This window comes from Larkinella rosea (assembly GCF_003858635.1).
Taxonomy (GTDB): Bacteria; Bacteroidota; Bacteroidia; order Cytophagales; family Spirosomataceae; genus Larkinella; species Larkinella rosea.
The window spans coordinates 481,910-497,284 of the sequence record NZ_RQJO01000015.1; the positions used below are offsets into that span (position 1 = coordinate 481,910).

The window sequence follows — 15,375 nt, forward strand, 5'->3', positions numbered from 1 at the left end:
GCCGTCCGGCGGTTGGCTGACGCACGCTAATTTTTACCTCTTCACTCTTAATTCTGAACACTTACACTATGGCAATCGTCAATAATCGGTTAACGGCTGAGCAATACGAAGCGAATTTCAGCGACATTCACCCGCCGTTTGAAACGCGGAATGCGGCTTTGGTGGAAGCCAATCGCTGCCTGTTTTGTTACGATGCACCCTGCGTTAAAAGCTGTCCGACAAGTATCGATATTCCGAAGTTTATCCGGCAGATTACCACTGATAATCTGAAGGGGTCGGCGCATACGATTTTCAGCGCCAATATCATGGGGGGCGGCTGCTCGAAAGTCTGTCCGGTCGAGAAATTATGCGAGGGTTCCTGCGTCTATACTCTGATGGACGAACCGCCGATTCCGATTGCTAAACTGCAACGGTTGTCGACCGAAAAAGCGATTGCCGAAAAGTGGCCGTTGTTTCAGCGAAAACCGTCACAAAATAAGAACGTGGCGGTTGTTGGAGCCGGTCCGGCGGGGTTGAGCTGCGCCCACACGCTGAGTCGCGAAGGCATCGACGTGACGGTTTTCGAGAAAGAAAGCAAAGGGGGGGGCTTGATGACGTACGGGATTGCGGCTTACAAAGTGACACCCCAGTTTTGCGAAGACGAAGTCAATTTCATCACCTCATTGGGCGGCATTGTCATTCAGTACAATCAGGAATTGGGAAAAACCGTCTCACTCAGTGACTTGCAACAAAATTACGATGCGGTTTATTTGAGCGTTGGTGTTGGGCTGGCGCGACAATTGGACATCCCAGGAGAAAATCTCAGGGGCGTTGAAGACGCGATCCGGTTTATTTACGACATCCGAACCAGCGGTTTTCCGTCCATACCCGTCGGCGATAGAGTCGCAGTAATTGGTCTGGGCATGACGGCCATCGACGCGGCTACGCAGGCCAAACGGCTGGGAGCCAGCGAAGTAACCATCATTTACCGCCGAACACAGGACGAAATGCCCTGCACCGAAGTTGAATTGGATCTGGCGAAGCTGGACGGCTGCCGAATCGTCTGGCTGGCGGCTCCGCAGGAAATAGTCGGTCAAAACGGGCAGGTTACGCAACTGATTTGCAATCGGATGCGCCTGGGCGAACCCGACGCCAGCGGTCGCCGGTCGCCGGTCGAAACCGGAGAGACGATCACGCTGGACGTCGATATGGTGATCAAAGCCGCCGGGCAAATGCCGTTTGAAGAGCTGGTCAGCATCAATCAACTGGAAAACCGGAAAGGAAAAATTACGATTGACGGGGCGTGTTCAACGAACCTCAACGGTGTTTTCGCCGGTGGCGACTGCGTCAACGGCGGCAAGGAAGTCGTTGACGCGGTTCAGGCCGGGAAAGACGGTGCGAAGGCGATTCTGGCGTTTTTAAAATAATATACGGTTTTCGGTGGCTGATGCGTTCCAGCTACCGCAATGTATAAACTTGTCAGAAAGCGCGCGTCAGCCACCGAAAACCGTATACTGAAAACCGTAAACCCAAACCCATAAACTAACTCGTCTCATGGCGGATTTATCGGCAAATTTTCTGGGCATCAAATCCCCTAATCCGTACTGGCTGGCGAGTGCTCCGCCGACGGACAAGCAATACAACGTCCTGCGGGCCTTTGAAGCAGGCTGGGGGGGCGTGGTCTGGAAAACACTGGGAAGTCAGATCAAAAATGTCTCATCGCGCTATTCGTCCGTCAATTACAACGGAAACCGCATGATGGGTTTCAACAACATTGAACTGATTTCGGACCGACCGCTGGACATTAACCTCCGCGAAATTGCCGAATGTGTCCGTCTGTTTCCAGACCGTGCAATGGTGGTTTCGCTCATGGCCGACAACAGCCGCGAGAAATGGCACGAGCTGATTGCGCAGGTGGAAGACACGGGTGCCCACGGCCTGGAGCTCAATTTTGGCTGTCCGCACGGTATGACCGAGCGCGGCATGGGCGCGGCCGTGGGGCAGGACCCCGACATTGCACGGATGGTGGTGGAATGGGTTATGGAAAAAGCCACGATTCCGGTGATTACCAAACTGACCCCCAATGTGCATTCCGTGGTGCCGTCGGGCCGGGCGTCGGTGGAAGGCGGCACCAACGGTTTGTCACTGATCAATACCATTCAGTCGATTACGGGCGTCGATCTCGATACCTTGGTACCCAATCCGTACGTAGCCGGAAAATCCGTTTTTGGCGGGTATTGCGGTCCGGCGGTCAAACCGGTCGCGTTGAAAATGCTGACAACCTTGAGCCAGGACCCGGTTACGTCGCGGGTGCCGATTTCCGGAATTGGTGGCATCAGCACCTGGAAAGATGCGGCTGAGTTTATGCTGCTGGGTGCGACGACCGTGCAGGTTTGTACGGCGGTGATGAAACACGGTTTTCGGATCATCGAAGACTTGTGCGAAGGGCTCAGCAACTGGATGGACGACAAGGGCTTCCAGACCACCGATGACTTTATCGGAAAGTCCGTCCCGACCATCACGCACTGGGAAGATCTGGACATCAATTACCACATTGTGGCCCACATCAACCCCGACAAGTGCATTCGCTGCGGCCTCTGTTACATCGCCTGCGAAGATGCGTCGCATCAATCGATCAACCTTGCCTACGGAAAACCGTACAATACCTATTCGATTATCGAGGACAAATGCGTCGGCTGTAACCTCTGTAAACTGGTTTGCCCGGTGGATAACTGCATCACGATGGTGGAGCAGCGCAAGGGTGACGACTACCTCAACTGGAAAGAATTTCAGCGCAGAGGGTTGCCGTTGAACGATCATTGACGAATAAAAAGACAGTTTCGGGGTAAAAATCGCCTGACAGACAGGTAATTATTCGAGAATTTTGGGCTTTTTTTTGCACTTAGCATAATTTTTTGCCCCGATGTGACGAACTACCGGGAAGAAACCGTTACTTTACATCTCCATTTTATTCCTGAAAATCATGCCAACGGGTACAGTTAAGTTTTTTAATGAAAACAAAGGATTCGGGTTTATCGTACCCGATGATGCAAGTGGAGACATTTTCGTCCATGTATCTGCCTGCCAAGATCAATTACGGGAGCATGACAAAGTTACTTTCGAAGTAGAGCGCGGCCCAAAAGGGTTGAATGCAACGAACGTAAAACGCGCCCGGTAACCAACGGCCGGTTAGCTTTCGAAGAATTGCGATTGTTCAAAACTAACCGGCTTTCTTTTTTCTTCCTTTCAACGTCACAAACGCCGGTTGTAGGGCGTATTTTTTGTGACCTCACCCGCCGAAACTTTTCTGGTTGTCAAGAAAACTGTTGCTTCTCCGGCATTGGGTAGACAAATATGGTCCTAAGGTTGAGCTAACAACGGGTAAATTTACGGCACTCGCCGGGCGGTTCGAATCATAACCGGTTTTTTCAATGTCTGCGCCAGATTGGCTTCCGATCCGGTTTCGCCTTTTTGAATCTGGCGGACCACTTCCATGCCCGCTACCACGCGTCCAAAAGCCGCAAACCCCTGCCCGTCCGGATTTCGTTTTCCGCCAAAATCCAGTTCGGGCTGATCGTTGAGGCAGATAAAAAACTCCGAGGTCTCGCTGTTGGGCTGAGTCCGCGCCATCGAAAGTGTGCCATTCAAATGTTTCAGACCGGTTTTTTGCGTCGTTTCCTGCAAAATGGGTGGCAGACGCCGGGTCGAATCATCCTGTAATCCGCCCTGAATCACTTCAATTTTTACCGGACTGCTTGCCTGATTATCCAGCCGGACCACGCGGTAAAATCGGCTTCCATCAAAGCGTTTTTCATCGACATACCGCAGAAAATTGGCTACGGTACCGGGCGCTTTATCGGCGTATAACTCAAGCGTGATCGGGCCCGCTTCGGTTTCCAGCCGGACGCGCTGGGCAAGAGCGTTCCAGGCGGTCAGAAAAAGGAGGAGAAAAAGTAGAAGATGCTTCATCGCGTTACGGGGTCAATCACCGGAGATCGGTAAACTTACTGATAGGGCTAAAAAGACGGTTGCAATACAGAATCATCAATTGTTAAATTTTTATAAAATATACAAATAAGAACATTTATTGCTGAAAATTGCATTAGCGAATCCGAGTGATCAAAATACAATCATAAACCGAAGATGAAAACGTTTCAACCCTTTTTGCTGGTCGGCTTATGGCTATATGCTATATCCTCAAAAGCTCAAATTTTCAGGAATACTAGTTGGGGTATAACGGCGGGGATTTCCAATACCAATGTTGGCTATATCAACCCATTTTCCCGCAATTCCATAACCGGTTTTAAAATCGGGATATATGGAATGAAAGCCATCAATACTAATTATGAACTGGCCTTTGCGCTCAATGTATCACGTTATGGTGCAAGAACTTATTTAACAACAAGAGTTATTTCCCCGCCCCATTTCGATACAACTTTTTATAATATGTCGGAAGAATATTTTACATACCTTAATTTCCATCCTCAATTAAGGTATTATCCGTTAAAATTCGGAAAGATTAAGCCTTTTATTGGATTTGGTTTATTTGCTGGGTATTTAATAAAGTCAAAAGGTTTTTCTTATACCGGAGATGGTCAATTAATCAGCACAACTGTCCAAACGCGCGGTTTTTATCGGCTAAACTATGGCGTAAATCTTGACTTGGGATTTAAAATTCATTCAGGAAAACGAAAGAGACCGGTTTGGGTTGCTCTTTCCTACGAGCCTGGTCTTGCAGATATTATACATTCCCGGAGCAAAAATCCCGGATTTACTCACAAAACCAGAGCATATAGTTTGAACGTTTATTATCCTGTTTCGCGCTAGCTTATTTTCTGACCAACTCCCCAATCATTATATAAAAAAACCGGTCGGCTAATCGGAAAATTAATTTCCCCGATCAACCGACCGATTGCTTGGACTCAAGTCAAAATGAATCAGGCGGTGGCCCGAGTCAGTTTCGACTTGATGAATTGAAAAATAATCGGTGCCACTGACAAACCGATGATTCCGAAAATTACCAGTTCAAAATTATTTTTGATAATCGGCAGATTACCAAATAGATAGCCTAACATACTAACACCAACCACCCACAGAATGGCCCCGGCCACGCAGTAGCCGATGTACTTGGAATAGTTCATACTACCCGCACCGGCAACGAAAGGCGCAATTGTGCGGACGATGGGAATAAACCGGGCCATGATGACGGTTTTGCCGCCGTGTTTGTGGTAAAAGTTCTCCGTTTCGGTAATGTATTCCCGTTTAAAGAATAGGATTCGCTCCCGCATTTTGATCTGCCCGCCGAGAAATTTACCAACGAAATAATTAACGTTATCGCCCAGCAAAGCCGCAATAATCAACAATGGAATCATGATTTTCATATCCAGTGCGCCGGTTGAAGCCGCGAGTGCTCCGGCGGCAAACAGCAGCGAGTCACCCGGCAGCAACGGCATGACGATCAGACCGGTTTCTACGAAAATGATCAGAAACAGAATGGCGTAGGTTAGCGTGCCGTATTCATTGATGATGTCGGCCAGATGCTTGTCCAGGTGCAAAAAGAAGTCGAGAATCGACTGAATAACTTCCATAGGTGTGAATAGGTTGATTAGTGGGATAGCCCAAGGCCGTTCAGAAAATGAGAAAATGTATCACCGCGCAGCCCTAACCGAATGGTTTCCAGCGGGATCGCTTCATTGGGTGAAATATTGCCCAGGTTGACATTGGCACCGAGCAGTTTAACAAACCAGACTTGCTGTTCTTTCTGGGGAGCCTCCCAGATGATTTTTTCGGAGGGAATTTGCGTCAGAATTTCTTCCACCAGCCCCTGCCGAACTTCGCCACTGGCCCGGAACAGGCCGACGGTTCCGCCTTCACGCGCTTCGCCAATGACTTTCCAGGCACCGGCTTCCAGCTCGGCTTTCATGAGCTGAATCCACTTGTAAGGTGGGATAATCTTGGCTTCGTCTTTGGAACCTACTTCCGATAAAACCGTCACTTGTTTAGCTAATTCGCTGATATAGTGACATTTGTCGTCGAGATTCATTTCGATGGAACCATCCGACACTTCGGCATATTGCAGATCGAAGGTGTCGAGCAGTCGCCGGTAGTCATCGAATTGGCCTCGAACCACAAAAGCTTCAAACAGCGTACCACCGAAATAGGCCGGAATACCGGCGTCTTTATAAACTTTCAGTTTCTCTTTCAAGTGGGGCGTAACGAATGACGTTGCCCAGCCTAGCTTCACAATATCAGTATATTCAGCCGATGTAGACAGAAAATCTTCAACCTGTCTGATACTAAGCCCCTTGTCCATAACCATCGTCAGGCCGTGCTGCCGGGGTTTTACGGTCCGTTCCGGGATGTGGGAAAGCGTGTAATTCATTTTGAGGGGAAAGCGGATTTGCGCAAAAAACGCCCAAAAGTAACACAAGTCGGGCTACCTCCCAAGAAAATCCACAGATTATACTTGATTAAACCGTTTTTCACTTGGTTAAATGCTATTTTTGTGGAAAAATTTAGTGTATGTCTACCCCCGAAACCAACGCCCGGCTGCTTTTTTTCCAATCCATGATCGGCCAGGATATGCGCCAGAGTCCGTCGCCCCTCGGTCGCTGGCTTAACGGCACCGTGCTGGCAGCTGAAGCGGGCTCACTGACGGTGGCCTATGAGGTAAAGGAAGACATGACCAACCCGATGCGGATTCTGCACGGCGGAGCCGCAGCCGCCATTGCCGACGAATTGATTGGGACGACGGTTTACGCGCTGGGTCGGGAGCATATTTACACCTCCGTGAACCTGAACGTCGATTTTCTGCACAGCGCCAAACTGGGCGAAACCGTCACGGCCCGGACGCGGGTGGTGCGGGCCGGCAAAAATATCGTTCACGCCGAATGCGTCATCACAGCCGCCGATGGCAAAATTATCGCCAAAGCCGCTTCGAACTTGATTCAGACTTCAATCAAGCATTAGTCTGCGGTTTTCAGTATATGGTTTACGCCGGGCCGTCGCTACGGTGGTTAACGCGTGCTAATGGCTGAATACGTCAACCACCACCAACTACCGGAACCGCTCTTCATCCTGACGAAACCGATGCATCACCGCCGTACCGGAAAATGATCAACCGAGGCAGCGTGTTGTTCCAACCGGCGGAAATGGGAAAAACCGCCCTGTTGCTGAAGGGCCGGTTAGCGGTTGGTAGGCTGAATTTTTTGTTTGCCGGATGTAATGTGTTTAAAATCGTCAGAGCTGGTAAAATACTCGATTCCTAAAACCAATAAGATGGAATAGATAAAGAATACTTTCTGCATAATGGCTAATAAATCCAAACTTCCTGCGCCATATAAGTAGAGGGTAAAATAAAAGAGGAACCGGGGCGAAGTAAAGATACAAAAGCTTCTGATTCATTCGGCCGTTTGGGGTTATTCGGCTGATGAACGGGTTGGAGGGTCGAAGCGGCCGAAAAATGAAGTCTTTATCCGTCGGCCACCCGATTGCTAAACGGCCTGTTTCTGTCTGGAAGCGGGCCTATTGGCTATGATTTTCTGATTTCGTACCACAACTCCACCATACCGGTTTTGTAGGCGGTTACGTCTCTTAAGTGTAAGATTTGTTCCGGGACGATCTGGTCAAAAAACCGGGTTCCTTCTCCTAAAAGAATCGGCAAAATGGATAACCGAATGTCGTCCGCCAATTTTAAACGGATGAACTCGCGGGCCAGCACGGCACCTCCGACCACCCAGACATTCGTGTAGCGCGGTTTTAGCCGTTCCACCAGGTAGCGCAGGTCGCCCGCGTAAAACGCGATGTTTGGTCTTTCAACCGGCAGCTTTCGGTTCGTGACGACAAAGGTTGGCGTGTCGCCATAGGCCCAGCCGTACGATTTTGAAAGCGCCAGGGCGTGCTCGTAGGTGCGGGCGCCCATGAGGTAGCAATCGATGGTTTTCAGAAACTCTTCCGGGTCCTGTCCGGTAACGCCTTTCTCGTAATGGTCGGGTGTATCAAACCACGCAACGCTATTGTCTTTTTTGGCAATAATACCGTCCAGACTCGAAACCATGTGGATCGTTACGTTAAAGGCGTCCGTTGTCATTGATCTCATTTGATTTTTCGGGCGTTGGAGAAACCGATTGGTGAAAAAGAACACCCCAACTTATGGGTTGTTACTGATCCACACCCAACCTGGCCGGCTCGTAATAATGAATGACGACACCGCATTCGAATGGTTTGGTTTTCAGGAGTTTAAGATCAATTCTTTCCCTGATGTTTTTGAATAAGGGTAAGCCACTTCCTACAACCACTGGGTGAATGGCCAGCTGGTATTCATCAATCAAGCCCAGTTGCGTGAAGGCGCCGATTAAACCGGGGCTGCCCACAAAAAGATGCTTACCCGCTTGTTGCTTGAGCGCTAAAATTTCTTCTGCCGTAATTTCCTTTTTCAATAGTGTATTTTTCCAGTCAACCTCTTGAAGCGTGCGGGAAAAAACAATCTTTGGAATGTTGTCGATCAGTACGGCAAATTCATCCGTTGGCTGGTTGCCGGTGGGGTTTTTTACGACAGCTGGCCAATAATGTTCCATGAGCTGGTAGGTTACCCTTCCGTAGAGAAGGGCACCGGCGTCCCGTAGCAGCTGATTGTAATGTTGATGGGTTTCGTCATTCGCAATCCCGGCCGTGTGATCGCAAAAACCATCCAGTGTCATGTTGATGGCGGCAATTAGCTTTCTCATCGTTTGTTCGTTTACTGCTTTTCGTCCTGAAATTAGTGCAGATGGATTACCGGTTTTTGGGATTTAATCCGTATTCCGCAATACCTTCTCCATCTTTTTGCCTTTCGCCAGTTCGTCGACCAGCTTGTCTAAATACCGTACCTGTTTCGTTAACGGGTTTTCGATTTCTTCGACCCGGTAGCCGCATATTACGCCCGTGATGAGGGAGGCATTCGGATGTAGCCGGGCCTGCTGAAAGAAGGTTTCAAAGGTCACTTTCCCGTCAATCAGTTCCTGCCGTTTTTGCTCATCAAAACCGGTCAGCCATTCGATGACCTGATCCAGTTCGGCTTTGGTCCGGCCTTTTCGTTCTACTTTGGTGATGTAGAGCGGATACACCGACGCGAACGTCATTTTCGCCATTCGCTCATCGTGTTCGGGAGTTGCTTTCATGCCTTTTGGGATAGATAGTTAAACAAAAGCGCGTCGATGAACGACAAATTGGTTAAAAATCAATACAATACCCGTTTATCGATGCGCTTTCTTCTTTTGTCTGCTTCTGTTTTTAAGCGATAACATCGCCGGTTTTCACATCGCCAGCCCGTTTGTAATTGGCAATAAACACCCCGGTTGGCGTCACAACGCTTTCGGCTACGGTAAATGCGGCCGGAATCGGGCCATTGTCAAACAACTTTTTGCCCTGACCAAGCGTCAGGGGGTGAATCTGGAGCCAGAGTTCGTCCACCAGATCATGCTTCAGGAGCGATTGAATCAGGTTACCACTGCCCCAGACGGTAAGATCGGAACCTTCCGAATTTTTGAGCTTTTCGATTTCGGCCAGGCTGTCGAGGAAAACGGAGTTTTGCCAGTCGGAGGTTGTCAGGGTCGTGGATACGACGTATTTGGTGACATCGTTGATACTGGGCCAAAAGTCGGTGTGTTGCGGCCAGTAGCCCGCCCAGATATCAAATGTTTTTCGGCCTAACAAAAGATCGGATGGTTGCATCAGTTTTCCCATGACCTTGCCCATCACCTCATCCCCGTAGGGCGCGCTCCACCCACCGAATTCGAAACCGCCGGAGGTATCTTCTTGCGCTCCACCGGGTCCCTGCAATACACCATCTAAGGTAATCATGGAGATAACAATTATTTTTCTCATGACATTGGGCTGTTTTGGTACGATACAAAGCTCGCCAACAAACCGGATTTCATGGCAGTGTAAATGCGACAATTCGGGTGGCTGAATGCGACAAGTGGGGAGCCGTCCAGCGTAGTTTAGTCAAGTGCGGGGATGGGCCGGAAGCTCTGTGAATAGGAGCCACCCGCGGCAATGAGTTCAGCAATGTATGGGTTTCAAATAAGTTTAAATAAAGAAACCAACCGGCATAGACACTTGAATAAAAAAGATCTAATGACCGGTCATGATTAATGATTTTTCCAAATTTGTCAACTTTATTAGGTTTTAGTCTCCCTTAATGGTGCCTGGAATACAGCTGGAAATGCTGCCTATTTCAATGTCTTATAAAACGTGTTGCCCAGGCGAGTACCGAAACAGCTGATACAATCCCCAACAGTTTAAACCGTATATCGGCCAGGTTCTTATAATTTGAATTTACTTCGGCATAAAGTAATTTGAGTAAATCGACTTGTTTTGTTTCGTCTCCGGGCGTGCTGCTGTCAAATTTTTTAGTATCAATCGTTGGCAAATTAGTTAATTCGTATCTCCGTTCTCTATTATCATCTTACGATTCCCCATCTTCTGTTTGCTTGAAAGTTCTATCGTTAAATGATACCAATTCATATCTTCATTCCGGGTTTCTGGTAGGCATATGATCGCCAATGAAAAACCGTATCTGGAAGCAAATTAAGAAATTATAGTACGATTCAACCGCCGGGCGGTTTTTGTCTTTTCAACGTATAAAATGAAAAGAACGCCGAGTATATACGTTCCCAGACCCGATTGACGTATTGCAGAACTTCCAGCGTATAAGAAAACAGTAAAACGCCGAAACTGCTGTGTTCAGGAGGGAGTGGAGAAAGCGATCAATTAAAATAACCACGATGAAATCCCCAGGTAGGGCCGGATGATTTCATCGTGGACAAATAGAACGATTAAAACTTCAGTGATGAAGAGGATTGTGCTGATGAAGGGGTAAGGTCGGAAGATTAGCAAGGTGTTAGCGGGGGTGTTTGAGAAATTGCTATTGTTCTTCCGGGGCGGTTTTCGTCCGTTCTAATAATTCTTCCAGTTCATTTAATGTTACGGTGAATCCTTCTTTGAATCCCATTTCAATCATTTTCTCCATGCGTTCAAGGGAATCATTGTAAATAGTAATGCTGACTTTGGTTTTTCCGTTTTGTTCACTGAAATTAAAATCCCAATCAGAACCAGGCAAATACGGGTTTTCATCTTTGTCCGCAAACGCATTCAGGTATTTGAAATTGGTTTTTGGCGTAATGGAAGTGTATTTGTGAATGGCCCACATCTCCTGCCCTTCGGGGCTTACCATCGCATAAAACCGTCTTCCACCAACTTTAAAGTCCATTGATTTAGTTTTGGATGTAAAAGGCTTTGGAGCCCACCACTGGTCGAGGATTTCCTGTTTTGTAAATGCATCCCAAACCAATGGAAGTTCGGCTGCAAATTCTCTGGTTACAAATACCGTTTTTGTTGTTTTGTCAACGGTAAAATCAACTAGCAGACTGGTTTTCATCTTTTCTTGTTTTAATGGTTACTAATACATCGTCAAGTTGATTGAACCGGCTTTCCCAAACCGTTTTGAATTGTTCTAACCACTTGTCGATTTCTTTCATTTTGTCCATTTCGAGAGAGTAAAAAATCTCTCTTCCTTTGTGTTCCTGTTTTACGATTTCGCATTCGGTCAAAATGCGTAAATGTTTTGACACTGCTTGCCGTGTTGTATGGAAGTTGTCGGCAATGGCGTTGGGTGTCATTGCCTGTACTGCAAGTAAGACGATGATTGCTCGTCTTGTGGGGTCAGCCACGGCCTGAAAAATATCTCTACGCATTTGTCTACCTGTATTAATGAAATCAATCGGTTGCATATATACGCGCAACTAATTGGTTTCGCAAATTTATTTTCAATTTTTTTTGAGGAATAAAGGTGGGGAAATGCAAAGGCGCAGGGTGGTGCTGCCGCCCGGCGGCCCGGCAAAAGAGGCAAACTCGGCTGCTTTTCCTACAAACATTCGGTCGCTGGGCGACCCCAAAAGATGTGTATATATAATGCCGAAGGTGCGAGGAATTGCACCCACCAAAACCGCTGATCGAACAATTTTAGGAAAAACATGCGAAGATAATTTTCCTAAAATTGTTCGATCAGCGGTTTTTCATGTTTCAATACGAGGCCATTTCCAGGCATAGCGGATAATTAGACCAAGAAGAATCACTTCTACAACAGCGCCAAACACCATATGCATCCAGGCTTCGCCTGCCAGATTAAACAACATATAAGGAATGTGAATCGCGGCCACGATGAGGTTTGTCCAGCGATTTACGTTAGCCGGTAAGGCGACAGAGAGAAAAATCATGAGCGCCGGAATCGTCACAGCAGCGAGTACGATCAAAAGAAATGCTTGCGTAATTTCAAACACAAATGCCTTGCCTGCTAACAGATCTTCCAGTGCACCCGGCATAAATAAGTGAAAATAATCGACATAGAGGTAGAGAAACATAAAACTCGCCCACAACGCTGCCAATTTCAGTTTCAAATTAACCTTGATGTCTTCCAGTGCATTTTGGGGTATTTTTTGTGTATCCATAAATGATCACCTAAAAGTTAAACCCAAAATGAAATCCCGGTTCTCCGAAGACAAATTTCGACCATTTATCGTCTAACTGTTTAAATCCATCCGGCATTTTGGTGTGATAAGGACGGTGGGTAATGGCAATGGAGGGTTGAATAAAAAACCGGTCCTTAAAAAGTTTGATGTGATAACCAACGCGGTACGTATTGAAAAACTGAAATCCATTGTCAATTTTTTTACCGTCAGCATTCACAAAAGTTTGCCAGGTAGGCATGACATTCAATTCGGTATATAGACCTTTCCAAAAAAATCGTTGGTAAGCCACGGAGAAGCCATACTCACGAATATACCCCGGAAATTTTTCTTCCGGCTTTCCGTATGAGTTGTTTAAAAAGGGGTGAATACCATTCGGCCAGGCATATTTCCAGGTTTTTGGTTCTAGTGCAATGACATCTTTCCCGGTAATACGATAGCCTACATTGAGTTGAAAAAAGTCGGGTGGGTTTGTCGTTGCCAAATTACCCAATAAAAATATGGTGCTCCCAACGAACCACCGTTTATACGTGCTGTCTGTCTTAGCATATTGGGCTTTGAGGGGAAGCGTACTCGTCATTAGTAAGACAAAACCAATGAATAAAATTTTCTTTTGCATGTCTTTTTATTTCCTGTTAAACGATGCTGAAAAAGGAGATAAGTGAGAGATACTAAATCCACTGCCAACGTAATTAAACTTACCTCGTAAATTCAACTACCTGAGCACTCACCGTTATGGTTCTTCTGACAAAGAAAGGGGCAAAACCACTGACGTGTTCCTCCGTCATTACGTTGATGATGGCTTTGGAACCATTCAACAAGTTGGCTTTCTTCATCATCGCTGAATACGCATTTTCGTACAACTGCCTTTTGTTCATCCCTCCAATGGCCAATACATAAGAGACCTCCGAACTTCCGCTTACCTGATCAATTACGTTGAAGTTGTTGCCACTTAAGTGTACCTCGGTGGCGTTTTGATTGTGGTTGGTAACAAGGGCGTGGCCGATGCCACATGAACTAAGGAATGCCGCGAACAATACCAACACGGAATAAATGCCGATCTTTTTCATTGTAGTAAGTAATTATGGTTATACAGGTGTTAAAATTTCCGGCCTATTGATGCACACGGGACGGAAAGTAGCCGCGATGGAAGGTTCTATAAAAAACCGATTCCTGAACAGGAGAGACTGTTGTTGGGGGATTTAGTATGTTGAAAGGGATCCGGTTAATTTCCGGCGAAGGATGCTAAATGTTAAACCCGAAATTAAAACCCGGTTGAATAAAGTAGTTGTTCCATTTTTTCTCTACTGATTTAAAAGATTCCGGAACATGGGTTCTTACAGGCCAATAACTACATCCAATCGCTGGTTCAAAAAAGAAGCGGTTTTTGAAAAATTTAAGCTGGTAACCCAAATGGAAGTTCAGATATAACGTGTATCCATTACCAATCTTTCTTTTATTCTCGTCCAGGTATTTTTCAAAAGCATTCAATGCATGAACGGATGTAAAGACTCCTTTCCACCAGAAACGCTGGTATCCTATTGTCGGGGCAAGTATGCGGGCATGTCCGGGATAGTTTAGCCCCGGTTTATCAAAAGAGGGTCCAAAAGGGATACCGATGGGCCAGGAATAAATGGATCTTTTAAAATCAAGGGAAAGTACATCTTTCGGTGTGATTCGATAACCCAAATTTAATTGCACATACTCCGGGTTATTTACTTTGGCAAAATTTCCCAACATATAGAGTGAACTTCCAACGAACCACCGTTTATACGTACTATCTTGGTTGGCATATTGGGCATTCACCTGTAAACGGCTTGCCAACACGAGGGCAAGTCCAATCCATACAATCTTCTTTTGCATATCTTTTTAATTGATCTTAAACGATATGGCAAAGATGGATTGGCAATCGGCTTGAAATCGTTCACTTAAGTTAAGAAATGAAGTTACCCTTTGCTTTTTTCCAAAATCCGTGCTCTTAATCGACTCAGGGATTGTGGTTTGATACCCAGGTAACTTGATAATTGGTGTTGTGGCACACGTTGAATAAGGTCGGGTCTATTTTGCAGTAAGTTCAGGTAGCGCTGTTCAGGGGAAGAAGTCTTGAACTCGTCAAAATTGATTTGTTGCCGGGCCAACAGTTCTTCGGCCATTAGTCGACACATCAGGTCAAATTTTGGAAACTTGGCATTTACTTCAACGCCCATATCCGGGTTTGTAACTATCAATATGGTATTCTCTACACAACTGATGAAATACTCAGACGGATCATTATTTTTTACACAATGGGGTGTCAATGCGTCCATTTCTGTAAAAAAGGCGGTTGTTTTTTCTTCCCCATCGATGATGTAATATTTTCGCAGGCATCCTTTCAGGACAAAATACTCATCGCGCGATTTCTGTCCTTCTTTGAGTAAAATAGTCCCCTTCTTAACCGAGCGGAACAGGTCTAACGAAAGGAGTACGTTCTTCTCCTCTTCCGTCAGAGAAATGTATTTTGCTATGAAGTCAAATAGGATGTCCTGCATTGTTTTGCTGTTGTTACTGTCGTCTGTTATATGGGCCACCACCATTCGGGCTTTGTGCCGTTGGGGAATTGACCAACCGGCCGCCCGGAAACGAAGCTAAATTAACAAACAAAAGTTGAAGTTTAGAACGAATACCGAACAGAATTCCGTCCGCCGAAACGACAGCCTGGATAGGCACTGCCGATGATCTCCGTTCGCGTGTCGCGAGTGCGGACTAGTCGTAAGGGCTTCCCGCCCGAAGCCGGTTTTAGCATACATTTTCAGCTTATTGCGAGGACGGGCCGGAGGATTTGTGGATAGGAGTCACTCGCGGCACGCGAGCGAGAACGGAGAAATGGTGGGGCATTTGAAAACCGTCTGCC

19 protein-coding genes are annotated in these 15,375 nt (G+C 46.8%); 5 read left to right on the forward strand and 14 right to left on the reverse strand.

Annotated features, from left to right (window positions below; genetic code table 11):
• Window positions 1-68 precede the first annotated feature (68 nt).
• The 3 genes from EHT25_RS28465 (at window position 69) to EHT25_RS28475 (ending at window position 3,157) form a co-directional block, all read left to right on the forward strand.
• Window positions 69-1,406 (forward strand): NAD(P)-dependent oxidoreductase, encoded by a 1,338-nt coding sequence (locus EHT25_RS28465; protein ID WP_124878845.1) that lies wholly within the window; start codon window positions 69-71, stop codon window positions 1,404-1,406.
• 127 nt (window positions 1,407-1,533) lie between these two features.
• Window positions 1,534-2,802, forward strand: coding sequence for an NAD-dependent dihydropyrimidine dehydrogenase subunit PreA (gene preA / locus EHT25_RS28470; protein ID WP_124878846.1), 1,269 nt, complete (start codon window positions 1,534-1,536; stop codon window positions 2,800-2,802).
• A 160-nt stretch (window positions 2,803-2,962) separates the two neighbouring features.
• The gene (locus EHT25_RS28475; protein ID WP_124878847.1) at window positions 2,963-3,157 is read left to right on the forward strand and encodes a cold-shock protein; all 195 of its coding nucleotides are present in this window, start codon (window positions 2,963-2,965) and stop codon (window positions 3,155-3,157) included.
• Between the two features lie 209 nt (window positions 3,158-3,366).
• Here EHT25_RS28475 and EHT25_RS28480 read toward each other — a convergent pair whose 3' ends face one another.
• Window positions 3,367-3,948, reverse strand: a complete 582-nt coding sequence (locus EHT25_RS28480) for a peptidylprolyl isomerase (protein WP_124878848.1) — start codon at window positions 3,946-3,948, stop codon at window positions 3,367-3,369.
• A gap of 174 nt (window positions 3,949-4,122) precedes the next feature.
• Between EHT25_RS28480 and EHT25_RS28485 the strand changes: the two genes are divergently transcribed.
• Entirely contained in the window at window positions 4,123-4,806 is a 684-nt protein-coding gene (locus EHT25_RS28485) for an outer membrane beta-barrel protein (RefSeq protein ID WP_124878849.1), read from the forward strand.
• A 110-nt stretch (window positions 4,807-4,916) separates the two neighbouring features.
• On the opposite strand, the gene EHT25_RS28490 is transcribed toward EHT25_RS28485, so the two are convergent.
• Window positions 4,917-5,567 (reverse strand): DedA family protein, encoded by a 651-nt coding sequence (locus EHT25_RS28490; protein WP_124878850.1) that lies wholly within the window; start codon window positions 5,565-5,567, stop codon window positions 4,917-4,919.
• A gap of 17 nt (window positions 5,568-5,584) precedes the next feature.
• A complete protein-coding gene (locus EHT25_RS28495) occupies window positions 5,585-6,361 on the reverse strand; it encodes a phosphosulfolactate synthase (RefSeq protein WP_124878851.1) in 777 nt (258 codons plus the stop codon).
• A gap of 140 nt (window positions 6,362-6,501) precedes the next feature.
• Here EHT25_RS28495 and EHT25_RS28500 point away from each other — a divergent pair, with 140 nt between their 5' ends.
• Entirely contained in the window at window positions 6,502-6,948 is a 447-nt protein-coding gene (locus EHT25_RS28500) for a PaaI family thioesterase (RefSeq protein WP_124878852.1), read from the forward strand.
• A 562-nt stretch (window positions 6,949-7,510) separates the two neighbouring features.
• Here EHT25_RS28500 and EHT25_RS28505 read toward each other — a convergent pair.
• The 11 genes from EHT25_RS28505 to EHT25_RS28555 all read right to left on the reverse strand — a co-directional run bounded on the left by EHT25_RS28505 (window position 7,511) and on the right by EHT25_RS28555 (window position 15,013).
• Complete coding sequence (locus tag EHT25_RS28505; RefSeq protein ID WP_124879158.1) at window positions 7,511-8,068, reverse strand: dihydrofolate reductase family protein; 558 nt, start codon at window positions 8,066-8,068, stop codon at window positions 7,511-7,513.
• A gap of 70 nt (window positions 8,069-8,138) precedes the next feature.
• A complete protein-coding gene (locus EHT25_RS28510) occupies window positions 8,139-8,705 on the reverse strand; it encodes a dihydrofolate reductase family protein (protein ID WP_124878853.1) in 567 nt (188 codons plus the stop codon).
• Between the two features lie 63 nt (window positions 8,706-8,768).
• Window positions 8,769-9,137, reverse strand: coding sequence for a DUF2200 domain-containing protein (locus EHT25_RS28515; RefSeq protein WP_124878854.1), 369 nt, complete (start codon window positions 9,135-9,137; stop codon window positions 8,769-8,771).
• Window positions 9,138-9,249: 112 nt separating this feature from the next.
• The gene (locus EHT25_RS28520) at window positions 9,250-9,843 is read right to left on the reverse strand and encodes a dihydrofolate reductase family protein (protein WP_124878855.1); all 594 of its coding nucleotides are present in this window, start codon (window positions 9,841-9,843) and stop codon (window positions 9,250-9,252) included.
• Between the two features lie 1,042 nt (window positions 9,844-10,885).
• Window positions 10,886-11,398: an SRPBCC family protein gene (locus EHT25_RS28525; protein WP_124878856.1), complete on the reverse strand. Its 513-nt coding sequence runs from the start codon at window positions 11,396-11,398 to the stop codon at window positions 10,886-10,888.
• On the reverse strand, window positions 11,376-11,714 hold the full coding sequence (locus EHT25_RS28530; RefSeq protein WP_124879159.1) for an ArsR/SmtB family transcription factor: 339 nt from the start codon (window positions 11,712-11,714) through the stop codon (window positions 11,376-11,378). Before EHT25_RS28530 ends, EHT25_RS28525 begins: the two co-directional genes overlap by 23 nt.
• A 321-nt stretch (window positions 11,715-12,035) precedes the next feature.
• Entirely contained in the window at window positions 12,036-12,467 is a 432-nt protein-coding gene (locus EHT25_RS28535; RefSeq protein WP_124878857.1) for a DUF6326 family protein, read from the reverse strand.
• 10 nt (window positions 12,468-12,477) lie between these two features.
• On the reverse strand, window positions 12,478-13,104 hold the full coding sequence (locus EHT25_RS28540) for a hypothetical protein (RefSeq protein WP_124878858.1): 627 nt from the start codon (window positions 13,102-13,104) through the stop codon (window positions 12,478-12,480).
• 79 nt (window positions 13,105-13,183) lie between these two features.
• Window positions 13,184-13,555, reverse strand: a complete 372-nt coding sequence (locus EHT25_RS28545; protein WP_124878859.1) for a DUF6567 family protein — start codon at window positions 13,553-13,555, stop codon at window positions 13,184-13,186.
• A gap of 175 nt (window positions 13,556-13,730) precedes the next feature.
• Window positions 13,731-14,348: a hypothetical protein gene (locus EHT25_RS28550; RefSeq protein ID WP_124878860.1), complete on the reverse strand. Its 618-nt coding sequence runs from the start codon at window positions 14,346-14,348 to the stop codon at window positions 13,731-13,733.
• Between the two features lie 83 nt (window positions 14,349-14,431).
• Window positions 14,432-15,013 (reverse strand): Crp/Fnr family transcriptional regulator, encoded by a 582-nt coding sequence (locus tag EHT25_RS28555; protein ID WP_124878861.1) that lies wholly within the window; start codon window positions 15,011-15,013, stop codon window positions 14,432-14,434.
• Window positions 15,014-15,375 lie beyond the last annotated feature (362 nt).